The sequence below is a fragment of the Massilia sp. SYSU DXS3249 genome (assembly GCF_053668055.1).
The window spans coordinates 1-24,993 of record NZ_JBSIPX010000022.1; the positions used below are offsets into that span (position 1 = coordinate 1).

The 24,993-nt window shown below is 63.7% G+C and carries 20 protein-coding genes; 11 read left to right on the forward strand and 9 right to left on the reverse strand.

All coding sequences use genetic code 11. The annotated features are described in order from the left end of the window. The first annotated feature begins 302 nt into the window (after positions 1-302). The 4 genes from ACWCIA_RS20280 to lpxO all read left to right on the forward strand — a co-directional run bounded on the left by ACWCIA_RS20280 (position 303) and on the right by lpxO (position 2,984). Positions 303-1,238: a methyltransferase domain-containing protein gene (locus ACWCIA_RS20280; RefSeq protein ID WP_454166232.1), complete on the forward strand. Its 936-nt coding sequence runs from the start codon at positions 303-305 to the stop codon at positions 1,236-1,238. A gap of 136 nt (positions 1,239-1,374) precedes the next feature. Further along, the gene (locus ACWCIA_RS20285; RefSeq protein WP_454166234.1) at positions 1,375-1,575 is read left to right on the forward strand and encodes a hypothetical protein; all 201 of its coding nucleotides are present in this window, start codon (positions 1,375-1,377) and stop codon (positions 1,573-1,575) included. 129 nt (positions 1,576-1,704) lie between these two features. Further along, on the forward strand, positions 1,705-1,929 hold the full coding sequence (locus tag ACWCIA_RS20290; RefSeq protein ID WP_454166236.1) for a DUF6139 family protein: 225 nt from the start codon (positions 1,705-1,707) through the stop codon (positions 1,927-1,929). 155 nt (positions 1,930-2,084) lie between these two features. Beyond that, complete coding sequence (gene lpxO, locus ACWCIA_RS20295) at positions 2,085-2,984, forward strand: lipid A hydroxylase LpxO (RefSeq protein WP_454166238.1); 900 nt, start codon at positions 2,085-2,087, stop codon at positions 2,982-2,984. A 21-nt stretch (positions 2,985-3,005) separates the two neighbouring features. Here lpxO and ACWCIA_RS20300 read toward each other — a convergent pair whose 3' ends face one another. The 4 genes from ACWCIA_RS20300 to ACWCIA_RS20315 form a co-directional block, all read right to left on the reverse strand. Beyond that, positions 3,006-3,443: a universal stress protein gene (locus ACWCIA_RS20300; RefSeq protein ID WP_454166240.1), complete on the reverse strand. Its 438-nt coding sequence runs from the start codon at positions 3,441-3,443 to the stop codon at positions 3,006-3,008. Between the two features lie 328 nt (positions 3,444-3,771). After that, on the reverse strand, positions 3,772-6,588 hold the full coding sequence (locus tag ACWCIA_RS20305; protein WP_454166242.1) for an EAL domain-containing protein: 2,817 nt from the start codon (positions 6,586-6,588) through the stop codon (positions 3,772-3,774). Positions 6,589-6,779: 191 nt separating this feature from the next. Continuing rightward, a complete protein-coding gene (locus ACWCIA_RS20310; RefSeq protein ID WP_454166244.1) occupies positions 6,780-6,995 on the reverse strand; it encodes a hypothetical protein in 216 nt (71 codons plus the stop codon). A 238-nt stretch (positions 6,996-7,233) separates the two neighbouring features. Continuing rightward, the gene (locus ACWCIA_RS20315; RefSeq protein WP_454166246.1) at positions 7,234-8,475 is read right to left on the reverse strand and encodes a low temperature requirement protein A; all 1,242 of its coding nucleotides are present in this window, start codon (positions 8,473-8,475) and stop codon (positions 7,234-7,236) included. Between the two features lie 319 nt (positions 8,476-8,794). Here ACWCIA_RS20315 and ACWCIA_RS20320 point away from each other — a divergent pair, with 319 nt between their 5' ends. From ACWCIA_RS20320 to ACWCIA_RS20335, 4 genes are all read left to right on the forward strand, one after another. Continuing rightward, entirely contained in the window at positions 8,795-9,943 is a 1,149-nt protein-coding gene (locus ACWCIA_RS20320) for a glutathione-independent formaldehyde dehydrogenase (RefSeq protein WP_454166248.1), read from the forward strand. Between the two features lie 132 nt (positions 9,944-10,075). Further along, positions 10,076-11,263 (forward strand): zinc-dependent alcohol dehydrogenase, encoded by a 1,188-nt coding sequence (locus ACWCIA_RS20325; RefSeq protein ID WP_454166249.1) that lies wholly within the window; start codon positions 10,076-10,078, stop codon positions 11,261-11,263. Between the two features lie 10 nt (positions 11,264-11,273). Continuing rightward, on the forward strand, positions 11,274-11,864 hold the full coding sequence (locus tag ACWCIA_RS20330; RefSeq protein WP_454166250.1) for a hypothetical protein: 591 nt from the start codon (positions 11,274-11,276) through the stop codon (positions 11,862-11,864). Between the two features lie 58 nt (positions 11,865-11,922). Next, on the forward strand, positions 11,923-13,104 hold the full coding sequence (locus ACWCIA_RS20335) for an NADH:flavin oxidoreductase/NADH oxidase (RefSeq protein WP_454166251.1): 1,182 nt from the start codon (positions 11,923-11,925) through the stop codon (positions 13,102-13,104). A 1,258-nt stretch (positions 13,105-14,362) separates the two neighbouring features. Here the strand turns inward: ACWCIA_RS20335 and ACWCIA_RS20340 are convergent. Then, positions 14,363-15,436, reverse strand: a complete 1,074-nt coding sequence (locus ACWCIA_RS20340; RefSeq protein WP_454166252.1) for a DNA-binding protein — start codon at positions 15,434-15,436, stop codon at positions 14,363-14,365. 1,114 nt (positions 15,437-16,550) lie between these two features. Beyond that, complete coding sequence (locus tag ACWCIA_RS20345; RefSeq protein WP_454166254.1) at positions 16,551-18,836, reverse strand: ATP-binding protein; 2,286 nt, start codon at positions 18,834-18,836, stop codon at positions 16,551-16,553. 279 nt (positions 18,837-19,115) lie between these two features. Between ACWCIA_RS20345 and ACWCIA_RS20350 the strand changes: the two genes are divergently transcribed. The 3 genes from ACWCIA_RS20350 (at position 19,116) to ACWCIA_RS20360 (ending at position 21,726) form a co-directional block, all read left to right on the forward strand. Beyond that, positions 19,116-19,583 carry a bacteriohemerythrin gene (locus ACWCIA_RS20350; protein ID WP_454166256.1) on the forward strand — a complete coding sequence of 156 codons (468 nt, stop codon included), beginning with the start codon at positions 19,116-19,118 and terminating at the stop codon, positions 19,581-19,583. A gap of 116 nt (positions 19,584-19,699) precedes the next feature. Further along, positions 19,700-21,100, forward strand: coding sequence for an aromatic ring-hydroxylating dioxygenase subunit alpha (locus ACWCIA_RS20355; protein WP_454166257.1), 1,401 nt, complete (start codon positions 19,700-19,702; stop codon positions 21,098-21,100). A gap of 41 nt (positions 21,101-21,141) precedes the next feature. Then, positions 21,142-21,726 (forward strand): 3-phenylpropionate/cinnamic acid dioxygenase subunit beta, encoded by a 585-nt coding sequence (locus ACWCIA_RS20360; protein WP_454166258.1) that lies wholly within the window; start codon positions 21,142-21,144, stop codon positions 21,724-21,726. A 68-nt stretch (positions 21,727-21,794) separates the two neighbouring features. Here the strand turns inward: ACWCIA_RS20360 and ACWCIA_RS20365 are convergent, their stop codons facing one another. The 3 genes from ACWCIA_RS20365 to ACWCIA_RS20375 are packed head-to-tail and all read right to left on the reverse strand — an operon-like array spanning position 21,795 to position 24,983. Beyond that, positions 21,795-23,003, reverse strand: coding sequence for a multidrug effflux MFS transporter (locus ACWCIA_RS20365; protein ID WP_454166259.1), 1,209 nt, complete (start codon positions 23,001-23,003; stop codon positions 21,795-21,797). Beyond that, the gene (locus tag ACWCIA_RS20370) at positions 22,996-24,030 is read right to left on the reverse strand and encodes an oxygenase (RefSeq protein WP_454166260.1); all 1,035 of its coding nucleotides are present in this window, start codon (positions 24,028-24,030) and stop codon (positions 22,996-22,998) included. Before ACWCIA_RS20370 ends, ACWCIA_RS20365 begins: the two co-directional genes overlap by 8 nt. Next, positions 24,027-24,983, reverse strand: coding sequence for a Rieske 2Fe-2S domain-containing protein (locus ACWCIA_RS20375; RefSeq protein ID WP_454166261.1), 957 nt, complete (start codon positions 24,981-24,983; stop codon positions 24,027-24,029). The genes ACWCIA_RS20370 and ACWCIA_RS20375 overlap by 4 nt, the downstream gene beginning before the upstream one ends. Between the last annotated feature and the right edge of the window lie 10 nt (positions 24,984-24,993).

Genomic DNA, 24,993 nt, shown 5'->3' on the forward strand with positions numbered 1-24,993 from the left:
CCAGGTCATTTTCTGCGACCGCGAGGTGACGCAAATCGACCTCAAAAGCCGCTAAAATTTAACCCGGCAGTGTTACCTATGTGTCTAGACACCTGTTACCTATGTGTCTGTGCTATACAGTCCTGACCCCACGCGTTTCTGCGACGGCTAAAAACGCGGCTCCGATCCCCGTGGTGTCCTCTGAATTGGCAGGTATTCCCACCCCACCTCGACCAATCGCCCCACGTATCGCACCCGCATAATGTTCCCACTGAGCAAATAATTGCGCCCGGAGAAACGCGGCGCCGACCAAAGGAACTCCCATGCTGAACGAACGCGACATCGAAAGCTGCTACCTCGGGCAATTCATCCCGGTTCATTACCACCACAACATGCTGATGGACCACCACCGCATGGATGCCTTCCAGGCCGCGATCGCGCACGCGGTACGCCCCGGCATGAAGGTGCTGGAACTGGGCGGCGGCACCGGGGTGCTGTCCTTCTTCGCCGCGCAGCAGGCCGAGCGCGTCTACTGCGTCGAGTTCAATCCCGACCTGGTGCTCGAAGCGCGCCGCTTCCTGGCGATGAATCCGAACGGCCACAAGGTCGAGGTGATCCACGCGGATGCCTTCGACTACCTGCCGCCGGAGCCGGTCGACGTCGTCATCTGCGAAATGATCCACGTGGCCATGCTGCGCGAGAAGCAGGTCGCCGTGATCGAGGCCTTCAAGCAGCGCTACCTCGCCAAGTTCGGCGGACCGCTGCCGCTGTTCATGCCGGAAGCGGTGATCATGGCCGTCCAGCCGCTGCAGCAACGCTACGAATTCAACGGCTACCATGCGCCCATCGTCCAATTCCAGGACACCGGCGTCGCCTATGCCGGCACCGTGGAGCTGGCCGCGCCTGCCGTCTACAGCGTGCTCGACTTCGCCGGACCGGTCGACAGCCGGATCGCCTGGGGCGGCAGCTTCGCCATCGAGCAGGACGGCACGCTTAATGCCTTGCGCTTCGTGACCAAGAACGTGCTGGCGATCGTCGAGGCGCGCGGCACCACCATCGACTGGCTGAACCACTACATGACCCTGCCGCTGGCGCGTCCGCTGGACGTGGTGGCGGGCGACGTGGTCGACGTGGCCTTCGAATACCGCGCCGGGGCGTCGATCCCGAGCCTGCAGGCGGCCCTGCGGGTGCAGCTGGCCCAGCCGGCGGCCGAGGCGATCGGACGTCCGGCCGAGCTGCGCAGCGCCGAGTTTGCCTGACATGGCCTGACGAGGCCTGTCGCTCATCCCGCCATTCGGCCGGTTTGTCGCGCCGGCCTGCCGTCCGTCGCATGGTCCATGACTGCGGCGGCCGGCGACCGTACACTGTCGCTTCCCCTTCATTCTGGAGCATACGATGTTCGGTTTCCTGCTATGGCTGGTCCTGCTCTTGCTGTGCTGGCCGCTTGCCTTGCTGGCCCTGGTGCTGTATCCGCTGGTGTGGCTGCTGCTCCTGCCGCTGCGCCTGCTCGGCATCGGCGTCGACGCCGTCTTCGCGCTGCTGCGCGCGGTCCTGATGCTGCCGGCGCGGGTGCTCGGCCATAATCCGTCGCGCTGAGCAGCGCCTGCCGGGGACGCGGCCGACCCGGCAGAGTGTGGGGCAATTAACAGACGCGCCGCCCGCGATCGCCTACTGTGGAGCCGTCCGCTTTCATCCGAAAGCGAGCTTTCACGTAAGGAAACGATTATGCGCCTGGACATTTACCGCAGAGCCGAAAGCGACGGCAAGTTCTCCTACTTGGCCGTTCCGGAAACCCGCAACATCCCTGAGGAAGCCACCAATACCGATTGGGAAGTGGAGGCCCGCGCCTTCGAGATCGACGACAACGCCGATCAGCTGCCCGACTACGAGATCGACAACCTGAGCGGACAGCTTGCCGAAAAAGGCTATGCAATGACGGCGCTGCACTGAATGGTGGCGCTGCGCGCCGAGGCCGTTTGACGCGCAAACGCTGCTGTGCTGACAATCTGTATGGTTTTCGCCGGGCCCCGATGGGCGCCTGGCGAATCTGCTATTCTTTTCCCCCCGATCCGGTAGGCTGATCCCCCATCAGCTTGGAGGGAAAGATGAAGTGGGCAGTGGTGGGCTTTTACCTTGTCTCGGTTCTCCACATACACCTGCGCGGAAAGGTGCGCCTGCCGCTGCGCCGGCAAGTGTTCGACCACTCGTCGTTCATGGCGCCGATCAATTTCTTCATGCACTTGTTCTCGCGGGTGCCGAGTACTCCCTACATTCCCCTGCGCGAGTTCGCCGACCTGGCCCCGCTCGAGGCCAACTGGCAGCTGATCCGTGCCGAGGCGCTGGACATGATTGCCCTGAAGAAGGTCAAGGCAGCCGAGCGCAACGACGACGCCGGCTTCAATTCCTTCTTCAAGACCGGCTGGAAGCGCTTCTACCTGAAGTGGTACGACGCCAGCCACCCCTCGGCGCAGCGCCTGTGCCCGCAAACCTTCGCGCTGCTGCAGGCGATTCCATCGGTCAAGGCCGCGATGTTCGCCGAACTGCCGCCCGGCGCCAAACTGAACCCGCACCGCGACCCCTTCGCCGGCTCGATGCGCTACCACCTGGGCCTGGCCACGCCCAACGACGACCGCTGCTTCATCGAGGTCGATGGCGAGCGTTACAGCTGGCGCGACGGGCAGGGCGTCCTGTTCGACGAAACCTATATCCACTGGGCGGAAAACGGCAGCGAAAGCGACCGCATCATCCTGTTCTGCGACGTCGAGCGCCCGATGCGCTACCGCTGGATGCAGGCCATCAACCGCTGGCTCGGCCGCACCATGATGACGGCCGCCAGCTCTCCCAACGAAACGGGCGACCAGACCGGCTTCGTCAGCAAGGCCTTCCGCATCTCGCACACGATGGGCCAGTACCGGCGCCGCTACAAGGCCTGGAACCTCCGGGCCTACCAGCTCACCAAGCTGGCCCTGGTCGCTGCGCTGGTCGCGTTCATCGTCTGGCTCTGAGCCGGCAAGGACGAACCAAGCTCAGCGGTAGACCAGCACCGGAATCGCGCTGTGCACCAGCACTTTCTGCGTCTCGCTGCCCAGCAGGACGCCGCTGATGCCGCGCCGGCCGTGGGAGGCCATGACGATCAGGTCGCAGCCGTGCTGGCGCGCCGCATGCAGGATGGCCTCGTAGGGCTGGTCGGAGCGCACCAGTACCGTATTGCACGGCACACCCGCTTCCCGCGCGGCATTGGCGATGGCCGCCAGCCGCCCGTTCGCGCGGGCTTCGCTGGCGGCGAGGTACTCGTCCTCGGTGCTCTCGAGCATGTCGGCATCGACGGTCACGGTGTGGAAGTCGGGCACGGCCGTCATGCCGACGACCTGGGCGCCGATCTCCTTCGCGAAGCCGACGCCGGCCAGCGCGGCGCGCGCGGACAGTTCGGACCCGTCGGTGGGCAATAGAATCTGTTTGAACATGGTGGCTCCTCCTCGCCCGGCGCGCGACCCTGCGCCCGCATGGTCATTCACGTGCGGTCGGTATCAGTCTGCGGAACGGGAATGTCCGGATATTGATCCGCATCAAACGTACGGGCTAGCTTTCCCGCCGCTAAGCGGTCAAAACCGGCAGGCCCGGTCGATCGCCCTGCTGCTTGCGCCAGGCCGGGCGGGAGCCGCCGCACATGATTCGCTTGCTTCGGTGACGGCTCCCAGTGCCGGCGCGCAAACCGGCACTGGCAGGGTTGCCCGGAAAGGAAAAACCAGTCCCAGCGAGGACGGCGTCACCGGCTACATCCGCACCGCCTGGTCATGGCGTGCAGATGACCGAGACCGCGGCGTCGGCCGACAACGGCCGGGCGCACAGGTAGCCCTGGTAGGCGTCGCAGCCGTGCTCGAACAGAAAGTCGCGCTGGGCGACCGTTTCGACACCTTCGGCCAGTACGCGCAGGCCGAGGCTGCGCCCCAGCCCGATGATGGTGCGGGCGATCACCGCGTCGCTCTGATTGGTCAGGATATCGAGCACGAATGAGCGGTCGATCTTGAGCATATCGAGCGGCAGCTGCTTGAGGTAGGCGAGCGAGGAATAGCCGGTGCCGAAGTCGTCCAGCGCGAAGCTCACGCCGTGCAGCTTGAGTACATTCATCTTGGCGACCGTGTCGTCGACGTTCTCCAGCAGCGAGGTCTCGGTCAGTTCGAGCTTGAGCAGGCGCGCATCGATCCCGGGCACTGCCACCGCCGCCAGCACCTGCGCAACGAAGTGCGGATGGTGGAATTGGCGCGCGCTGACATTGACCGCGACCTCGATGTGCGCAGTCGCCGGGCTGGCCGCCCAGGCCAGCAGCTGGTCGCAGGCCTTCTTCAGCACCCACTGTCCGAGCGCCAGCACCAGCCCGGTTTCCTCGGCGAGGGGGATGAACTCGACCGGCGAGACCATGCCGCGCGTCGGATGGCGCCAGCGCACCAGCGCTTCCACGCCGGTGACCTGACCGTGGCGGTCGATCTGCGGCTGGTAGTGCAGCTCGAACTCGTGGTCGCACTCGCGCAAGGCCTGGCGCAGGTCGTTCTCGAGCGCCATGCGCGCAGACAGCACGGCCTGCATGTCCGGGTTGAACAAGCGAACCGTGTTGCGCCCGGCCCCCTTGGCCTCGTACATGGCCATGTCCGCGCGCTTGAGCAACTCGCCCATGTCCTCCCCGGCGTCGCCGAACAGCACTATGCCGATGCTCGCCGTACCGTGGTGGCAATATTGGTCGATCTTGTAGGCCTGGCGCAGCGTCAGCAGCATGCGCTCGGCGACCGCGCGGGCATGGGAGCTTGCCTCTTCCATGTCTGCGCTCATGCCCTCGAGCAGGACCACGTACTCGTCGCCGCCGAAGCGCGCAACGGTGTCATGGTGGCTGAGGCAACCGGTCAGGCGCTGCGCCACCTGCTTGAGCAACTGATCACCCAGTGCATGTCCAAGGGTGTCGTTGAGGGACTTGAAGTTGTCCAGGTCAATGAAAAACAGCGCGTTGGTACGGCGCTGCCGGGCGCAGTTGTCCAACGCCCGCTGTAGCCGGTCCATCAGCAGCTGACGGTTCGGCAGCTGGGTCAGCACGTCGTAATAGGCCAGGTATTCGATCCGGCGTTCGGCCTGGCGGCGCTCGGTCAGGTCCACCATGGCCCCGATCATGCGCGTGGCGCGCCCGGCGCCATCCCGGATGATGTAGCCGCGGTCGAGCACGAGGGCGATCGAGCCATCCTTGCGCAGGAAGCGGTACTCGTCCATCCACTGCGTCTCGCCGCCCTCGAGGGCGGACCTGATGCGGCCGACGACCCGTTCCCGCTCGTCCCGGTGGATGTGCTCCGACCATGCGCGGATAGGCCCGGAAAAATCGGTTGTCGTGTAGCCGAACACCGATTCGATGCTGTCGCTGGCCCACAAGGTGTCGTCTTCCAGGTTCCAGTCCCACACCACGTCCGTGGTGGCGCGGGCGATGGTGCGGAAGCGTTCTTCGCTGATGCGCAGCGACTCCTCGGTCTTGCGCGCCTCGGTGACGTCGCGGAAGTAGACGGTCAGGCCCTCGCCGGAAGGATAAGCGCGCACCTCGGACAGCGCCTGGTAGGGCGCGTAGTATTCCTCGAACACGACGGTGCGGTTTTCGCGCACCGCACGGTGGAACTCGCAATAGCCGATCTGGCCCTTGAGCGCGGCGAATTCGTCCCACAACACCTTGCCCAGCAGTTGCGCACGCGGGCGCCGGAACAGGCGCTCGGCTTCGCGGTTCAGGTAGGTGAAGCGCCATTCGCGGTCCAGGGTGTAGAACGCGTCGGTGATCGACTCGAGCGTGGCCGACAGCTGCGCGGCTACGCTGACCGCCCGTTGTTCGGCCTTGCGTTTGTCGCTGATGTCCTGAAACGCGCCCTGCAGCCCGGTGATCGCCGCGCCCGGGCCGTGCACCGGCTCGCCGATGGCCCGGACCCACACGTCGCGGCCGCGCGCGCTGATGAGCCGCAGTTCTTCGTCGTAAGGCGTGCCGTCGCGCAGGCAGGTCTCGACCAGGCCGCGCAGCCTGCTGCGCGATTCCGGCACGAAGTATCCGATCGCTTCCTCGACCGTGGGGGTGGTCCCGGCCGGCACATCGTGGATGCGGCATACTTCGTCCGACCAGATCACGCGCCCCTGCGCCGTGTCATAGGTCCAGCCACCGATGTGCGCGACGGCGCTTGCCATCTGCAGCAGCCTTGCATTGAGTCCGTTTTCGCGCTCGCGCCGCACCTGTTCGCTCACGTCCTGGACCGTGCCCAGGTAGCGCGTGCGGCCGTCGTCTGCGGGCAGCAGCTCGGCGCGTACGCGCAAGTGCCGTTCCGCGCCCGTTGGCAGCACGATGCGGTACCCGACATCGAGCCGGGCTCCGGAGCCTAGTGCCGCGTGCACCGTGTTGCTCACGCGCTGCCGCTCGTCCGGGTGTGCGCGCTGCAGGAAGTCGTCGAGGCGACACGCGGCCGGGCCAAGGCCGCAGATGCTGCAGGCCGTGTCCGACAGGGCAAGCGTCATGTTGCGCAGGTCCACTTCCCAGAAGCCGAACGGGCTGACGGACTCGCCGGTGTCCGGCAGATGATCTGAACCTAAATCTTGGGGCATGGCAAGCACCTAATGGCAGGACGCCTACATTGTAGACCACCGTCGCAAGACGCCTGTTCCCCCGGAGCGCACGCCATCCCGGCCGGCAGCCAGTTTCCCGGCGGGTCCGAATGTACACATGAGCACGGCGCCACGCGTCAGATCATTTCCAGCGGCACCTTCCGTTTCGGGGGCGGGAAGGCGCGATCCAGCTAGGCCAGGTCCGAGGGCGAGAAAGGTATGTCGAGCGCGCGACGAAGCTGTTCGACGTGGCCGGGGGTGCCGGCCTTCGGCAGCGCGATCGTCCCGGTGTTGCGCAGCACCCAGCGCAGCACCAGGTCGAACTCGATGCCGCGCCGCGTCAGGTTATACAGCACCTGGTTGGCCGCCACCGCGTCCCCTCCCGGCAGGCCGAGCAGTTCCTCCATGTCCGCCGTGTCGACATTGCTGACGCCCAGTAACGGATTTCCCCGGCGCGCAGCAGTGCATCGAACGCCGCCAGGCGTTTTCCCGGACGTTCGCCCATGTGCCAGGTTCCCAGACCGAGCACCGGAACTTGCTCTCCGGATGGAAGTGGTGTGTTGCGCATGCTTGCTCCTGTCGTGTTCGAACCCGCCACGGCTTCCCACAGCTGCTACCGATCCCCGGCGCAGCCCCATGTATCGCTCAGGACCCGTCGCCTGCCGTAGCCCGGTGGCGCGGATGGCCGCGGCGCGCGGGGGGCACATCCTGGTATCTGAAACTCAGGAAAGCATAACAAATCACCGTCACGGTCAGCCCAAGCAGCATGTAATCGGTCCTGGGCAACAGCAGGGCAAACCCGGTCAGCGCGAAGACCACCAGGGTGTTGAAGACCAGGTGGCGCCGCAGTTCGGGACGTTCCATGAAATAGGCGTACTGCTTGCCGATGAAAAAGCAGACCGTGCCGATGACCGACAGTATCCGGAAATCGGACAGCGCCATGTCGTCCAGGATCGCGTGCCGGATCAGGCTGGCCAGGATCGACAGCCCGATGAAGACGAACAAGTGCGAGTACAGGATCGAGTGCCCGGTCGTGAGCTTCTGTTCGGACAGCAGGTGGAAACTGTCGAAGTAGACCCACCAGATGCTCGAAATCATCACGAAGCCCGTGGCGGCGGTCATCAGCCTCTCCACGGTCCAGCTGATGTTGGCCAGCCCGGCGGACAGGCTGCTGATGGACTCCCCCAGGATAATGATCGTAAGCAGGCCGACCCGCTCGATCAGGTGTTCGGTATGGGGCGGGATCACCCGCAGCCGGTTCGGCAAGAAAAAGATGAACGCAACCAGGTCGACCACGATCCCAAGGTAAAACACGACATATCGCCGTGGCGCCGGGAACAGGATCGAAGCGAGGCTGATGGTGGCGCCGGCGAGGATCACCCAGCCGACGGCCGTCGCGAGTGCCGTGCTTTCCTTGTGGCGGCGTTTCGATACGAAATACATTGCGCCGATGATGTATTTCGCGCCGGCGTAGCAGGCGACGATGGCCTCGAAGCTGGCCAGGAAGCGTTGGCCGATCAAGCCTGAGATGATAATCAAGAGAAACATGATGCACAGGGTGGCCAGCCGGTGCTTCCGGTCATCCGCATCGAACCGGTTGGCATACATCGTGTGGCTCGCCCAGATCCACCACAGAGGGATAAAGATGAGCACGAACTTCCAGAACTGGCGCGGGTCGAGATGCCCCTCGTGCGTGTGGCTCAGGATATGCGTGACGTCACCGATCGCCACCACAAAGATCAGGTCGAAGAAACACTCGAGCCAGGTGGCATGACGGTTGGGATCGACATATTTTGTGTTGTGCATATCGCTCCATTGCCATGCTTGCGCCGCACGGCCATGGTTGCCGATTCTGGCATGGAACACACGATGAAGTTGTAGGCGCACGTGCCGTCTCCGGTGATTACCGGCTCGCGCGTTGCCCGCGGTGCATCGTCACGCATGCGCCAATGCAAGACGCTCTGCACATTATTTGAGACGCACTGCAATTTATCCGAATCCGTGGTCCGATCAAAAAATGAAATCGGAGATCGCCCTTGTTATCGGGGAGGTCGGGTTCACTGTGACAGGTACTTCCGCGGCGGCCGATGCTTCCGCAGTGGTGGACGCGTCCGCGGGCACTCCCTGCGGCTACATCAACAACCGCCAGGGAACCTGTGCTGTCGTGCAGGGTCAGCTCGATCCTGGTGGCTCACAGGAGCAAACTATGAAAGCAGTCGTCTATAGAGGACCCAACCAGGTAGCTGTCGAAGACGTGCCGGATCCTAAGATTGAACGTCCGACAGATGCCATCGTCAAGATTACGACAACCAATATCTGCGGATCCGACCTGCACATGTACGAGGGGCGGACGGATTTCGAGCAGGGCCGCGTCTTCGGCCACGAGAACCTTGGCGTGGTCATGGAAGTCGGGCCGGCGGTCGAGAACCTCAAGCCCGGGGACTGGGTGTGCCTACCCTTCAATGTCAGCTGCGGCCACTGCAAGAACTGCGAGCGCGGCCTGACCAACTACTGCCTGAAGGCGAACGAGCCGGGCATGGCCGGCGCTGCCTTCGGCTTTGCCGACATGGGTCCCTGGCAGGGCGGCCAGGCCGAATTCCTGCGCGTGCCCTGGGCGGACTTCATGTGCCTCAAGCTGCCGCCGGACGCCGAGAAGCGGCAGACCGACTACGTGATGTGCGCCGACATCTTCCCGACCGGCTGGCATGCGACCGAACTGGCGGGCATGAAGCCCGGGGACGCGGTGGTCATCTACGGCGCCGGGCCGGTGGGCCTGATGGCGGCGCACTCGGCGATGATCAAGGGAGCTTGCAGCGTGATGGTGGTCGACTGCCATTCCGACCGGCTCAAGCTGGCCGAGTCGATCGGCGCGATCGCGATCGATTACTCGAAAGAGGACCCGGTGCAGCGGGTCATGGACCTGACCCATGGGCGGGGCGCGGACGCGGGCTGCGAATGCGTCGGCTACCAGTGCCACGACCACCATCATCACCGGAAAGAGGTTCCCAACCTCACGATGAACAACCTGGTCAACTCCGTCAAGTTTACCGGCGGGATCGGAGTGGTCGGCGTGTTCGTCCCGCAGGATCCGAACGCCCCGGACGCGCTCGCGAAAGAGGGGAAGATCGCGCTCGACTGGGGCATGCTCTGGTTTAAGGGGCAGCGCGTCGCAACCGGCCAGTGCCCCGTCAAGGCCTACAACCGGCAACTGCGCGACCTGATCCACGCCGGCCGCGCGAAACCCTCGTTCATCGTTTCCCATGAGCTGAAACTGGAGCAGGCGCCGGACGCCTACAAGCACTTCGACGCGCGCGACCACGGCTGGACCAAGGTGGTGCTGCATCCCGGTTCCTAGCGGAGCAGGGCGCTTTTTGCAAAAAAGGCCCGCGCGTCGATGACGAACGTACCGCCATCGCTGGTGTCTGAATTTCTTCGCCCGATGGCGGCCACCGCGGGAACACGAGGACAATCCTTACAGGAGGTTTTTATGCTAGCCACTAACTACCGTGGACCATACCGCATCCGGGCGTCGCAAAAACCGGATCCTGTCATCGAACACCCGGGCGACGCCATCGTCCGCGTGACGCGCGCCTGCATCTGTGGCTCGGATCTGCACCTGTACCACGGACTGGTGCCCGACACGCGCATCGGGCACACGTTCGGGCATGAATTCGTCGGCATCGTCGAGGAAGTCGGCTCGGCGGTCGAGACGCTCAAGCCGGGCGATCGCGTGCTAGTGCCGTTCAACCTTTTCTGCGGTTCCTGCTTCTTCTGCCAGAAAGAACTTTACAGCAACTGCCACAATACCAACCCCGAAGCGACGGCGGTCGGCGGCATCTACGGTTACTCGCACACCACCGGCGGCTACGACGGCGGCCAGGCCGAGTTCGTACGCGTCCCGATGGCCGACGTCGGGCCGTACAAGATCCCCGACGACATCGTGGACGAAGACGCAGTGCTGCTGACGGACGCGCTCCCGACCGGCTACCAGGCCGCCGAGATGGGCGACATCAAGCAGGGCGACACCGTCGTGGTGTTCGGCGCCGGGCCGGTTGGCATCTTCGCCGCCAGGTCGGCCTGGCTCTTCGGCGCCGGCCGCGTCATCGTGGTCGACCATGTCGACTACCGGCTCGACTTCGTGCGGCGCTACGCCCCCTGCGAAATCATCAATTTCCGCGAGGTGGGCGACGTGGCCGTGCACATCAAGAAGATGACGGACTGGCTGGGTGCGGACGTGTGCATCGATGCCGTCGGCTGCGAGGCGTCGGGCAGCCTGGCGCAGACCGTCACCGGGCGCTGGACCATGCTGCAGGCAGGCGCGGCGACCGCGCTGTTCTGGGCCATCAACTCGGTGCGCAAGGGAGGCAACGTGTCGATCGTCGGCGTCTACGGGCCGACCTTTAACGCCGTCCCGATCGGCAACGCGCTGAACAAGGGCCTCACGATGCGCATGAACCAGGCCAGCGTCAAGCGCCATGTGCCGCACCTGATCGAGCACATCCGCCAGGGGCGCCTGAACCCGAAGGAGATCATTACCCATCGGGTGCCGCTGGAAGAGGTTTCGGATGCGTACCACATCTTCTCGAGCAAGTACGACGAATGCATCAAGACCGTGCTGATTCCCCCGCGCGCAGGCGCGTCGGCGCGCGCGACGGCGAGCAGCATCATTCACTGAAGGAGCAGACATGGATACCGAAACCGCCAAGCGCGATCTTGCCGAGCAGCGGCGCCACCCGCATCATCACGGTCACGTCGACTATGAGCGGCAGATCGACTACGACCTGAACCGGCACAGTCCACCCGTCGAGGAATTGAAGCGCATCAACGGCTGGGGCGCAGACCTCGACAAGCAGAACCGGCCGGCCGTGCCGATGGAGCGCACGCCGCCACGCTTCATCCACGTGCCGGAAGGACAGCCGGTACAGCAGGCGCAGACCGTCGAAGTGTTCTGCTCGCCGGAGCGGCCGGGCATCACCCCGATCTTCGGCACCGCAGAGCCGCCGAAGTGGCTGTCTGGCTCCATCCGGCGCCTGGCCTACAAGCTCCCGGAGAACGACCTTCGCCATTGGCTGATGCTGATCGCCGCCGACCGCGTCAACATGGTCGAGGGCATCGTCGAGGACCTGGCGCATGGCCACGTACCGAACGTGCTCGGGGAAATGGGCATCCGCTCCGAGCTGCGCTACAACCCGGCCGGCCTGGTGCGCAAGGCCCTCATCGCCACTGCGGTGGTGGGCGGCATCATGATGCTGCGCAAACGCCGTAGAGCTTACTGATCCCGCAACGCCCGGGCCAGCCGGGCGCGCCACTTTCGTTTTTGCCCGGAGGCGAATCATGAACGCGACGAATGTCCAACCCGCCGTCGGCGCTGCCCAGGCGTTCCAGCCGAGCGCACACGGCGCGGTGGCCGACGCTGCCCACGACCGCGAAGTACCGGAAGTTGACCTGCTCAGTCCGCTAACTCTGCGCAGCCTCACCGTACGCAACCGCATCGCGATGGCGCCGATGTGCCAGTACTCGGCCGAGGAAGGCATGGCCAGTGACTGGCACCTGGTCCACCTGGGCAGCCGTGCCGTGGGCGGGACCGGGCTCGTCATCGTCGAGGCGACCGGCGTCACCTGGGACGGCCGCATCACCCCGGGCGACCTCGGCATCTGGAACGATGATCACATCGAACCGCTCGCGCGCATCGCACGCTTCGTGAACAGCCAGGGCGCTTGTGCAGGCATCCAGCTGGCGCACGCGGGGCGCAAGGCAAGCACCGCGGCACCCTGGACGGGCGGCGCGACGCTGAAAACGGCCGAGGAGGGCGGTTGGCCGGTGGTCGCGCCCAGTCCGATTCCGTTCCATCCGGACGATCCGGCGCCCCTTGCGCTCGACGAAGCCGGCATCGAGGGCATCGTCGACGCCTTCGAGGCGGCCGCGCGGCGTGCCCTTGCAGCCGGGTTCCAGGTGCTGGAGGTCCACGCCGCGCACGGCTACCTGCTGCACCAGTTCCTGTCGCCCCACAGTAACCAGCGCGATGACGGGTACGGCGGCAGTCTGGAGAACCGGATGCGCCTCGTGCTGCGCGTGACCGAACGCGTGCGCGCCGCGGTTCCCGCCGGGCTGCCGCTGTTCGTGCGCATTTCCGCCACCGACTGGGTCGCGGGCGGCTGGGACATCGAGCAGTCGGTCGCACTGTCGCGGCGCCTCAAGAACCTGGGCGTCGATCTCATCGACGTGTCAACCGGCGGCAATCTGCCGACCGCGCGCATTCCTGTCGCCAAGCGCTACCAGGTGCCATGCAGCCGCCGCATCCGCGACGACGCCGGCATCCTGACCGGCACGGTCGGCCTGATCACGGATCCGAAGGAGGCCGACGAAATCATCACCGGCGGCGACGCCGACCTGGTGCTGCTCGGGCGCGAACTGCTGCGTGAACCGTACTGGGCACTGAAAGCCCAGCATGCGTTCGAGGAGGAGCCGGATTGGCCGGTGCAATATGGATATGCAGTGAAGCGGCGGGCGAAATGAGCGTGCCACCAGACCTTCGATGTGCGTCGCGCGGGCGACCGAAGCAGACAGTTGAAATGGCCCGGGTCAGGAAGAGTTCGGCGTGAAGGCACATTCGGTCCAACGCTGCTGAGTCGATCGATATTGCTGCCGTATGGGGCGTGCGCTGAATTGGCCCAGAGAGATAGCAGCTTTGCTTCCGGGAGCTTGAGAGCGAGGCAGGTTGCCGAAATCATGGCGGCGTCCACGTTGAGACTCTTCTTCGCATAATCTATATTATGTCAAATACGGTATCGATCAGGTGGCAGGACTGGCAGGCGACCGCCTCCGTAGTCGACCGACAGAATATACCCCTCCATAGCGACAGAATGCTGTGAGTTCTTGCACATCTGGAAACGAACGCGACTTACTCACACTATTCTGTCATGGTTCAGAGGGGGTCTTCAGAAAGTTCACACCATTCTGTCGCTCCCCGAGCACTCGTTTCGGCTCTCATGATCCATTTTTCGACATATGCACAAGATTTTGTCGCGCCGCTCTATGCACTCGAGACGGTAAACGGACAACATACTCACATCTTTTTGTCGCCGACAGAGCACTCACACTATCCTGCCGGTGCGAGTGGTCCATCGTCGCCAGGAACAACGGGATTCTGCGGCCTGTACAGTGCCCGCCAGGCCTGCTTACATGTAGGTCTTAAACGGAACAGAACCCTTTCGGTGCTACGGCAGCTTATTTCTTCCGCTACAGGAAACGGCAATGGGTGCTGCGGCGAGCTTTCGATCGCATACTGAAGGCATGGACCGACATGCTTCCAGTCTTCCGGACGAATGATGCACGAGAGCACAGCGGTAACTTGAGGGCCTTAGAGGTCGAGCTTAGTGTCGTTACCCTCGTAAGAATCGCACGGGGGGCAATGAATCTGAATCACTAGAGTCTCGTGCCGATGCCAGTCTAAATGCGCAGCTTATCCTGGTGTTGTCGGATTAGCCAGTGAGGTTGCGTGTACTCAATGGCCGTTAGGCGGCTTGTGACGCGATTGCTGTGTACAGGGAGGTTTCAAGGAGTGATACCAATCTCAGATCAAACGAACTCGACATTAGCAAGTATATTGTCGAGTTACGGAAAAAAGCGCGAAGTAACGTGATGAATCGTTGACTTCTCATTTTTCACGGCCTGCGTCATCAGCTCTAATCAAGCGGATTCTCTGTTCCATCACAGGCGCTGAGGCATCGACCAGTCTATCCAAAGTCGAAAGGCGGCGGAAAAGTTGACCTATTTATCGGTCGCTTCCACTGACTCCTTTGGCGCGCCGTTTGCTTACGCTGCGCTGAGTGGATGGCTCTCGACGAGTACTAGTTTTGGCTCGGCTCCTCTCCAACTCGTCCCCCAGAAGGTTTGCTCGTGCACTGTCAGTAGCTGCTTGACGTATAGCTGCTTCTAGCTGCTCCCGCACTGACTGTAGCTCTGCCCTCTCGCGGTCACGCTCATAAGTCAGCGTCTTAACGGAGTTCTGCAGCGCGCCGATCTGTTCCCTGAGCTGCCCGATTGTCGCCTGCGTTACGTTTTGCTCGATGCGTGCCCGCTCAATGGCAGCGGCATGCTCTGCCCGTTCCGCTTCGGCCTTCTTCTGAAGCTTCGTCGCGGCTGTGCGTTCCCTGTCGATTTCGAGGAGCGCGCGTCTTTCCATGTCGGCGAACCGATCCTCAGCCAAACGAGTACGATCGGCCAGCCTCTCCCGCTCCGCGGCGTGTTCGGCGCTCAAGTGCTCCATGCGCACCTGCATGACGTCAAGCTCGCGACGAGCATCTTCCAGCCGCTGCTCCAGTCCTTTTCTGGTGGCGGCAGCGGCCGCGAGCTCCTGTCGAAGCAGAGCGGCGGCGTCCTCGCTCGTTCGCAGTTGTGTGTGGACGTGCTCGAGGGCTTGCAAGGCATCAGCGCGTTCGGCCTGGGCATTTGCTACGCCGGCTTTTGCGCTGTCGACTACGGCAGCGGCCTCTGCCTGCAGTGTGGTCAAGGACTCAAGCGATTTTAACTGAGCTGACTTCCATAAAGTAGCCACTAGGTCGCCGGCTGCCGTCCGCAACTCGTCCGGGAGGTCGGAATGCTCGACCGTGACACGGGAGCGTTCGCGTAGCGTCTTCCAGAAGTTGTTCAGTGCTTCAGTCGGCGCCGACATACTGCCCTTGCGCACGAGCTGATACAGCTTGTTTGCTGTTGGCGTGATGCTGTGCCGAAAAAATAATAAGACGCAGACCTCACGGTAAAGATCCTGGGTGCGCGGAAACCGCTCACGCAGCTCCGCGACACTGACAGCGATGGCGCTTTCGGTGGAAAGCTCTTCAGTCTTCATTGTTAAGGCTCCGGGCATCGAGGGCATCTATATTATTACATAATACGTAAGAAACCTAGCCAAGCTCCAGCGAAATGTGACATTACTTCTATAATGTCAGAACAAACGTAGACGTTGCGACCGCTTGTTCGCGGTTTGCTAATGCTGCTTGAGTCGTCCTAGTGGAGTTATGCGATGCACCACGATGGTTTGTTTCTGAGACATACCGAATAAGAAAGAGGCGCCGGTTATAGCAGCGCCTCGGATGAGTCAGGTAGGACGGCTTACGTCACTATGGTTCCTGCGCTCTAGTCAAGGCTGAACTGTAGCCCAGCAATTCCGCACATCCTCCTGGCTTTTCACAGTCTTGATAAACAAGGGCATGACTGGCTTGCAACCTGAGCAAATCCTCGAAATTGCCCCGCCGTGGTCTGGTAGCCGCGTCGCCGGCGGTCAGTTGGTTGGCGACCCGCGATATCCGCCGCAGAGCCTCCTCCACAAGTTCGCGCGTGACAACGCCATGACTCAGCCAGTGGGCAAGGTACTGGATAGTAAAGCTCGGTATCCCCCGAGTCTTTCCGCTCCTGCTGGATCGCCAGGGCATCGGCATGCTAGTAGTGCAGCGCGTGCAGAGCTGCTGCCGCGGGCGATCTAACTTGACAGTAACCGCTCCCGATTTTGGTTGGGAGATCTTTGTCCGAGCATCGTATGCACCACGTCGGGAACGACCAACGTGCCTCGCCAATCGGCACCCTCCTCCCGGCAAGCCGGCTGACAGGCCTACCAGCATGTTGTTGCGCTTATACGCGGCAATTTACTACTCGACTTTATGTCGCCCTTGCGCATCATGGAGCCTGCTTCGATCCCGATGTGCTTGGGCCGCGGCACTGTTGCTTCTGCCAATACGACTGCCATGTAGCGTTTCATGGCCTCTTCGGACGTCGGCGCCTCACCGAAAGCAGACATCGCAACTGTTTGCGGCGTCTCTGCTCCAACAACGGCTGGCCCGGAGCACTGATCCAACGGTAAACCGGATCGCCGGGCTTCCGGCATCGTCCCACGCGCACGGATGGGCGGCATGACATCGTGCCGGCTTCGGCACGCAAGCTTCGAGCTTCAACCGAGCGCACCTGCGTCATATGCCCAGCAGTGTGGCCAGGGAATCCGATGCCAAAGGTTTGACCAGGTGCGCCGCAAATCCTGCAGTCGCACTTCGCTGTTGATCGATCGCCTGCCCGAATCCGGTCAACGCGACGTAGCGCACGCCGACGTTGTGTCCGCTACCCCGCATCAGGTCGGCCAGCTCATACCCGTCGGTCCCAGGCAATCCGATGTCGAGAATGGCAAGGTCCACGTGCCGCTGCATGAAGGCCTGTAAAGCATCCTCGGGCGTGTAGACGGCTGTGACGACGTGCCCATAAGCGCGCAGAATCTCGGCCAGGGTATCGGCCGCATCGATATTGTCGTCTACCACAAGGACGTGTTGTTGCTTGCGAAGGGCCGGCGCGGGCTGCACGGCTGTTGCAGGCTCGGGCGTTGTCACTTCCGATGTCAAGGGCAGTCGCACGGTAAAGGTGCTGCCCTCGCCGATACCTTCGCTGCGCGCCGCCACGGAGCCGCCATGCAGCTCCGTCAGGTTCTTCACCAGCGCAAGGCCGATCCCGAGGCCGCCGACGGCGCCATGCAGTGTACGTTCACCCTGCATGAAGGGCTCGAATATCCGCGGCAGCAGGTCCGCCGACAAGCCCGTGCCGTTGTCGGATACCTCGATTTCGAGTTTGCCCTCCGCGACCGCGGTACGAACGACGATATCGGCTTCCGGCTGGCTGTAGCGGGATGCATTGGTCAACAGGTTGGAGACGATTTGCGCCAGGCGCGCCGGGTCGCCGTACCATTGGGCCGAGGCGATATCAACGTGCAGGCGCTGGTTTTTTTGCGCAATCAGGGGCGTTACCATTTCCACCGCCCGGGCCAGCACCTCGCGGACGTCGACCACTTCTTTGCGCAACTCGACTTTGCCACGCGTTATTCGTGAGACGTCGAGCAAATCGTCGACCAGGCGTGTCAAATGGGTGATTTGACGGCGAATGATGACCTGTTCGCGCTGCGTCGAACTGTCACGCATGCGCATCAATTCCAGCGCGGTGACGATCGGCGCAAGCGGGTTGCGCAGTTCATGTCCCAGGAGCGCCAGAAACTCATCCTTCGCCCTGGCCGCGGTGTGCAGCTCAACGTTCAGCTTCTCCACCTCTGCGCGCGACTCGACTTCGACAGTGATATCGACGGCAATCACCATCAGCCCGTATACCTCGCCCACGAGGGTGCGCAGTGGCGCCAGGTTATAGGTAAAGTAGCGGTCGTCGAGCGCGCCGCCGTGACGGTGAATCTGTACCAGCGTCGGTTTGGAAACGTAGGGTTCTCCGGCGCGATACACCACCTTGAATTGCTCGTGTACAGGAGATCCCTGCAGTTCAGGGAAAACGTCGACAAAAGGCCGGCCCTCCATCGCGCTTGCCGGCCTGCCGCTGACCATTGCGTAGATCGGGTTGACCAGGTGATAGACCAGCTCTTCGCCGATCATGACGGCTGCGCCGACCGGCGCATCGAGCAACAGCCGGTCACGCTCGGCCTCCACGGCCCTGCGTAGCGCTTCACTGTCGATGCGGTGGCGGGCAGTCGCGACCAGCAGCGTGAATTGTTCGAGAAAGAGCCGATAAGCTGCATTCGGCGCAACTTTCGGCGAGCGCCGGAAGAGGATGGCAATGTCGACGTCGACGCCGACCTCGGGCGCCGTCACACGTTCATGCAGTGGTGTCCGGGTTATCCCCGTTATGCCCGTGTGAAGCCCTACGAGCTGCGCGCCGTGCAAATCGTCCCGGTTGGATCGAACCGCCGCATCGATTGCCCATCCCAGCGCATCGATCGTGTTGGCGCTGGAAAGTTCATGCCGTAAAAAATCCAGTGTCTGCTGGCGTCGTCTCGTCAGGATTCGCTCGGTCGTTTCGCTTGAAATCAGCAGTACTCCCTGGATCGCGTCACCATCATCGCGCACAGGTGTCAGCGAATAGTTCCAATACGTATCTACGACTCTCCCGTCGCGCTCGATGCTCACCTGGAAATCCACGTAGCCTGTCGAGGGTTGCCCGGCTAGTATGAGCTCGACCTGAGAACGCAGCAAAGCCCAGGCATGCTTCCAGCTCTGAGCGGCGGGTCGCCCGAGCGCGAGGACACCGTCGTCGCTGTCGACCCGTGGCGCATACGCGTCGTTATAGATCTGAAGCGATTCGCGGCCCCACCAGACCACCATCGGCTCCGTCGAGTCCAGGATGAGTGCGACGATGACCTTCAGGCTGGCGGGCCATTGCGTCATCGGGCCAAGCGGCGTCGAAGACCAGTCGTGGGTCTGCACCAGCTCGCGCATGACGGGTCTACCGTTGGCGCGACAGACGGGCGCGGCGGCGCTTGCCGGCGTCGCTGGTGTTGATGTTGGTGACATTGTGGACATCTTGAGCGTGTTTACCTTCGATTCGGCGCGCGATAGGCCGGAGGACGAATTGTACCTATCCCAGCCGGAGCACGCGCTGCGCACGCTATCCGGCAATCTCCCCCGGCCACCCCTGCACACCCACAAACCTGTGCTACCATTTTGATGGACACTTTTAAAATATTTGTCCCATATTATTTTCGAGAAGGCGCACCCGTGTCAGCGAACCCCGAACAGAATTTCACCTGGTCCGACCGCTTCCTGCTCGGTCATGGCGGCATGGATTCGACTCACCGCGAATTCGTGGACCTGGTCAGCGCCATGATAGCGGCACCCGACAACGAGCTAAGCCGTCTCCTGGATGCCTTCGCCGACCACGCCGAGCGCCACTTCAATGAAGAGCGCGAGTGGATGCTCTCGACCGACTTCCCTGCTGCCGAATGTCATATCGACGAGCATAAGGCCGTACTGGCGTCAGTACATGAAGTGAAGGCGCTGCTCGGCGGCGGCGGGCATGAGGCGACCTGCCGCGCGCTCGCGCGCGAGCTGGCCCGTTGGTTTCCGGGCCATGCCGATTACATGGACGCGTCGCTTGCCCAATGGCTCGTGAAGAAACGCATGGGCGGCATTCCCGTCGTACTGCGCCGCGCGGGCGCGTCCAGTCCACCGTCCACATCGCCCTAGTCTCCTTGTAGTGGAGATAGCTCACGCAAAATAAGTCGGCGTTAGCGACATCCTTTTGTTGAACATAATTCTGATTTGTGTACAATTCAGAAGCGGTTAAAACAAAGGAGACGACGATGCACCAGAATGCCGAAACGAGACTGCGGGACGGGACCAGGATCTCGGACCTCATCAACCACGAGACCCGCGAAGTCAAGGTGCGGACCCTGTCCGACCCGGAGCTGTACGAACTGGAGATGGAGCGCATCTTCGGAAAGGCCTGGATCTTCCTGGGCCATGACACCGAGATTCCAAACAAGGGCGACTTCATCACCCGCGACATGGGTTCGGACGCGGTGATCGTCGCCCGCGACCGTGAAGGCGCGATCCATGTCTCGCTGAACGTGTGCCCGCACCGGGCCATGAAGGTGCAAACCCACGACGCGGGCAATACCAATGTCCACATGTGCATCTACCACGGCTGGGCCTTCAAGCCGAACGGCGACTTCATCGGCGCGCCGGTCGAGAAGGAATGCATGCACGGGCATATGACCCCGAAAGACCAGCTGGGCCTGAAAAAAGCGCGGGTCGCCCTGTACGGCGGCCTGATCTTCGCCACCTGGAACATCGACGGTCCCAGCCTCGAAGAATTCTTCGGCGACGCCAAATACTATTTCGATACCCTCTTCCTGCGTACCAAAGGCGGACTCGAAGTCCTCGGCCCGCCGCAGCGCTTCCGCATCAACGCCAACTGGAAGACCGCCTGCGAGCAGTCGGCAGCCGACGGTTTCCATACCCTTACCCTGCACCGCTGGCTGGCGGAAGTGGGTCCTTACGCGAAGAAACCGGATGCCGAAGGCAAAGGCGCCGACCTGTCGCCTGAAATGTACGGCTGCGAAGTCTGGACCGACCAGGGCCACGCCCTGCGCTGCATCGACCTCGACCGCAAGATCGTGCGCCTGACCGGCAAGAACCCGGCCGAACTCTCGGTCGTGGAAAAGCTGAAGGCCTTGCCGCCGCCCGGCATCACGCCGGAAATGGTGCCGGAATTGCTGGAGCGCTTCGACGACGGCCAGCTCAAATTGATGTCCTGGCGCCCGCCCCAAGTCGGCGGCTTCTTCCCGAACGGCCTGTTCGAATTCATCTACCTGCCCCAGCCCGACGGCACCGTGGTCGGCGCCTGTGCCCTGCACGCCTACATCCCGAAGGGCCCGGGCCAGCTCGAGTTCATGAACTGGATCTTCGCCGAGAAGGACACGCCGCCCGAACTGAAGGCGCGCATGCTGCGCCAGTCGGTCCAGATGCTGGGTACGTCCGGCATGGTCGAGATGGAAGACTCCGACACCTGGCCGCACCAGACCGAGGTGGCGAAGGGCGCCATGGCGAAAACCATCACGCTGAAATACCAGGCAAAGTTCGAACAGGGCGCGCCGGAAGGCTGGCCGGGACCGGGCCATGTGGGCGACGGATTCACCAAGGACGACACCCAGTGGGCATGGTGGAAATACTGGCACGAGCTGATGACTTCCGACAAATGAACCAGCCGCTCGAACCCCTACAAAAACGCCAGGAGACGCACATGGAAACGAACCTGAAGGAAAAAAATCCGCTCGAACCGACGCCGCTGCCGCCGTCGCTGCGCGCCAACCGGGTTGCGATCGGCAGCCAGGTGTACAACGACGTCGTCGAATTCCTGTACGACGAGGCCGAACTGTTCGACACGCTGCGGCTGCGCGACTGGATTGCGATGGTAGCCAAGGACATCGAATACACGGTCCCCTTGCGCCATACCCGGGCCACGCGCGACCAGGACAAGTCGATCGTACGCACGGTCCAGCACATGTTCGACGACTACCGCTCGATCATGCTGCGCGTGATGCGGGTGATGGACACCCGCAGCGCCTGGGGCGAGGATCCGCCCTCGCGCACCAAACACATGGTGTCGAATATCCGGGTCTACCGCACCGACAAGGAGAACGAGTTCAAGGTCCAGAGCTACCTGCTGCTGACCCGCAACCGCTTCGACAACGACCGCTTCGACCTGGTGCCCTGCGAGCGCCACGACGTGCTGCGCAAGACCGACGAAGGCTATCTGCTGGCGCGGCGCGAAGTCATCATCGACCAGGCCGTGCTGGGCACGCCGAACCTGGGCATCTTCCTGTAAGCCACGGCTGCCCACCGCAAGCCGCCCCGCGCTCCGCAAGGCACCGGGCGGTTTTTTCATACCCGCGGTCAGCGCCCCAGGCGGTTCGCCAGCAGCACCGCGAGCCCGGCAGTCAGCCACAGCCCCGCCGCCGCGGCCGCCAGCGACAGCAGCGAAGCCCAGGCAAGCGGCGCCAGCACCGCGGCGATGAAGGCATTGAAACCCGTCTGCACGAACAGCTGCACCGAGGAGCCCGTACCGCGGCGCGCCGGAACGCAGTCGAGCGCGCGCATGGTCAGCGTCGGAATCGCCAGCGACATGCCGAGATTGAAGACGAAGACATAGGCCACGTACCAGGCATGGCCGGACGGCGCGGCCACGCACACCGCAAGGTTGTACAAGGTGGCCGCCGCCATCACGGCAAAACCGCGCACCAGGGTCTTGCTGCCGGACCAGCGCACCGCGTAGCGGCCGGCCAGCGCGGAGCCGCCAATCAGGCCGGCGGTGGCGGGCCCGAACAGCCAGATGAAATCCGTTTCCCCCAACCCGAGGTGCTGCATCAGGAACACGGGGGCCGAGAGCACGTAGACGAAGAAGGCGCCGAACATCAGGGCATATGCGCAGGCCCAGACCATGAAGGCGCGATGGCGCAGCAATTCCGCATAGCCCACGGCCAGCGCGCGGGCATTGAAGGGCTGGCGCGCGGCCGCCGGCAAAGTCTCGGGCAAGCGCAGCGCCACCGCCGCGAACAGGCCGGCCGCCAGCAGGGCGAGAAAGAGGAATACGGCGCGCCAGCCGAACGCAACCTGCAGCGCGCCTCCGATCAGGGGGGCGACTGCCGGCGCCAGCCCATACAGCATGACGACCTGCGACATCATGCGCCGCGCCAGCGGCCCTTCGTGCAGGTCGCGCACCACCGCACGGCCGATCACGATGCCGGCGCCGGCCGAGCAGCCCTGCAGTGCGCGCAGTACCCACAACTGCTCGACCCGGGTAGCGAAGACGCAGCCGAGCGAGGCCAGGACGTACAGTGCCAGCCCCACCAGCACCACGCTGCGCCGTCCCAGCGCATCGGAGATCGCGCCGTGCCAGAGCGACATGAAGGCGAAGGCTGCGAAATAGATGGAGATGGTTTGCTGCAGCGCCACCCGGTCGGTCTGCAGCACCACCGACATCTCATGGAAGGACGGCAGATAGGCATTGATCGAGAACGGGCCCAGCATTGCCAGGCCGGCCAGGATCAGGGTAATGGCCAGCAGGTCCGTGCGCGTGCCGGGCCCCGGCCGCTGCTCAGCCATGCATGCCGAGGAGGTCCGCGATGTCCCTGGCCGGATCGGCATCGGCGCCGTAACTGAAGTCGCCCTGGCGCTGGCGCTCGGCCAGGCGCGCCATCAGCACGCGGTAGCGGTTGCCGGGCGCGTCGAAGCGCGAACTCATGTCGCGCGGCTGGCCGGCCTCCAGGTAGCGCGCATTCTGCGGGCGCAGCACCGCGTTGTCCTGGGGCTGGATGATGTAGGAGATGCGCGGCATCAGCCAGCGGAATGGCGCCGGCGCGTGGACCGTGTAGTTGGTTTGGTCGACCCGCGAGCGGTGGCGTCCGACCGGGACGAAGGGCTGCACGTTCGGGATGGCATAGCCGGGCGTGAAGCTGGGGTAGGAGATGCACAGGTTGTTGCGCAGGTGGACGTGGAGCACCGCGCGCAGGTCCTGGTACTGCGCCCGCACGCCGCCGATCCAGCGCATCACCGGCGCCACCGATTTGCGCGTGACGATACGGGTGCGGGTCAGCGTCTCCGAGGTCGAGCTGAATTCGACCACGTCGCTTTCCGACTGCCCGTCTCCGATGGTGTTCGCATGCAGGAAGTCGGCATGGGTCAGGTCGATCAGGTTTTCCACCGAGAGCGCGGTCGAGGCGTCGAAGCGCACCGAGCGCTGGGTATAGCGCGGAATCCCGACGCCGTCGGCCGGCAGGAAAGGGATCAGCGGGATCAGTCCCTCGTGCGCGCGTTCGGGGTCGCCGTACCAGACCCACACATAGCCGTAGCGCTCGTGCACGGGATAATGCGCCGAGCCGCCGGTGAACATGCTGGCGCCGGGCCGCATGCTCTCGATCAGATCGGGTGGAAATTCGGCGGCGCGGACGCGTCCATTGTCGCGCCACAGGTAGACGTTCTGGGCATGCACGATGCGCCTTAGCGGCCGGCTGCCGACTTCTGCGCCATAGGCCATAGGGAACCATGTGTCGCGCAAGTCCAGGCTCGACGGAATCCAGTCGCGTTTTGGGTCGGCTGCGGCCATGGCAGGGGTCAGGTCCTCGTTGGTCATGCGAAACTCTCCTCAAAGGCGCAAGGCTGCCCGTGCGGATGCGCTGCGATCGGAATGATGCCCCGCCGCGCCAGGGACGGCGCCTTTTCGAGCGCTGCGACGGCCCGCCCTTCAATGTTCGCGAACACGGTGAAGAGCGCCTTGCCGGCCAGCCGCCGCAGGCGCCAGGCGAGCGGCCCGGTCTGCGCCCGCGCGTGGGCGTAGCCGCGCCACGCGAGGCTGGTCGTGCCGCGCCGGTTGGATGTGGCCGCGACCTGGACCGTGACCAGCGCTTCTTCGCCGGCATTCAACAGTTCGATAAGGATGTCGCCGCCGGCCAGCGGCACGCGGGTGCGCACCAGCAGCGGGTGGTCGCTCACGAAGGCCGGCCCGAGCCCCTTGCCCTTCCACACCGCGCCGCGGTCGAGCACCAGGTGGGCGCCGTCGCGCCGCGGCTCGCCCAGGAAGAAATCGGTGATCAGTACGCCCGGAAAAGAGAGCAGGCATTCCGGACCATCGAGCATGACGTCGAGGTAGTCGTCGAAGGCAATGCCGGCGACGGCGCTGCCGGTGTATTCGCGCCCCTGGGCACGATAGCCGGCAGCGGGCAGGACGTCGGGCGCCTCGCCGTCGCCTGCGAACACGTGGATGAAGCCATTGCGTTCGGCTACCGGCCAGGCGCGCACGGCGGCGGCGGGAATCTTCTCGTCGCGCCGCAGGTTGGGAATGTCGACGCACTTGCCGCTGGCGCCGTCGAAGGTCCAGCCGTGGTAGGGGCATTGCAGGCCGCCCGGCTTGACCACGCCGGGTGACAGCAGTACGCGGCGGTGCGGGCAGCGGTCATCGAGGGCGAAGGCCTGGCCTTCGGCATTCCTGAACAGCGCCAGTTGCCGTCCGTCGCAGACCACTGCAAGGGGTTTGACGCCCGCCAGTTGCTCCGACAGCGCCACCGTCCACCATAGTCCTTTTCCCACCGCGCTCCTC

Bases quoted from the DNA above. Each gene is read 5' to 3' on its own strand.
- ACWCIA_RS20310 (WP_454166244.1), bottom strand. From the start codon at position 6,995: ATGGAGGAACTGCTCGGCCTGCCGGGAGGGGACGCGGTGGCGGCCAAC.
- ACWCIA_RS20340 (WP_454166252.1), bottom strand. From the start codon at position 15,436: ATGAAGACTGAAGAGCTTTCCACCGAAAGCGCCATCGCTGTCAGTGTC.
- ACWCIA_RS20330 (WP_454166250.1), top strand. From the start codon at position 11,274: ATGGATACCGAAACCGCCAAGCGCGATCTTGCCGAGCAGCGGCGCCAC.
- ACWCIA_RS20325 (WP_454166249.1), top strand. From the start codon at position 10,076: ATGCTAGCCACTAACTACCGTGGACCATACCGCATCCGGGCGTCGCAA.
- ACWCIA_RS20300 (WP_454166240.1), bottom strand. From the start codon at position 3,443: ATGTTCAAACAGATTCTATTGCCCACCGACGGGTCCGAACTGTCCGCG.
- ACWCIA_RS20290 (WP_454166236.1), top strand. From the start codon at position 1,705: ATGCGCCTGGACATTTACCGCAGAGCCGAAAGCGACGGCAAGTTCTCC.
- ACWCIA_RS20305 (WP_454166242.1), bottom strand. From the start codon at position 6,588: ATGCCCCAAGATTTAGGTTCAGATCATCTGCCGGACACCGGCGAGTCC.
- ACWCIA_RS20355 (WP_454166257.1), top strand. From the start codon at position 19,700: ATGCACCAGAATGCCGAAACGAGACTGCGGGACGGGACCAGGATCTCG.
- ACWCIA_RS20335 (WP_454166251.1), top strand. From the start codon at position 11,923: ATGAACGCGACGAATGTCCAACCCGCCGTCGGCGCTGCCCAGGCGTTC.
- lpxO (WP_454166238.1), top strand. From the start codon at position 2,085: ATGAAGTGGGCAGTGGTGGGCTTTTACCTTGTCTCGGTTCTCCACATA.
- ACWCIA_RS20320 (WP_454166248.1), top strand. From the start codon at position 8,795: ATGAAAGCAGTCGTCTATAGAGGACCCAACCAGGTAGCTGTCGAAGAC.
- ACWCIA_RS20360 (WP_454166258.1), top strand. From the start codon at position 21,142: ATGGAAACGAACCTGAAGGAAAAAAATCCGCTCGAACCGACGCCGCTG.
- ACWCIA_RS20345 (WP_454166254.1), bottom strand. From the start codon at position 18,836: ATGCGCGAGCTGGTGCAGACCCACGACTGGTCTTCGACGCCGCTTGGC.
- ACWCIA_RS20280 (WP_454166232.1), top strand. From the start codon at position 303: ATGCTGAACGAACGCGACATCGAAAGCTGCTACCTCGGGCAATTCATC.
- ACWCIA_RS20285 (WP_454166234.1), top strand. From the start codon at position 1,375: ATGTTCGGTTTCCTGCTATGGCTGGTCCTGCTCTTGCTGTGCTGGCCG.
- ACWCIA_RS20365 (WP_454166259.1), bottom strand. From the start codon at position 23,003: ATGGCTGAGCAGCGGCCGGGGCCCGGCACGCGCACGGACCTGCTGGCC.
- ACWCIA_RS20370 (WP_454166260.1), bottom strand. From the start codon at position 24,030: ATGACCAACGAGGACCTGACCCCTGCCATGGCCGCAGCCGACCCAAAA.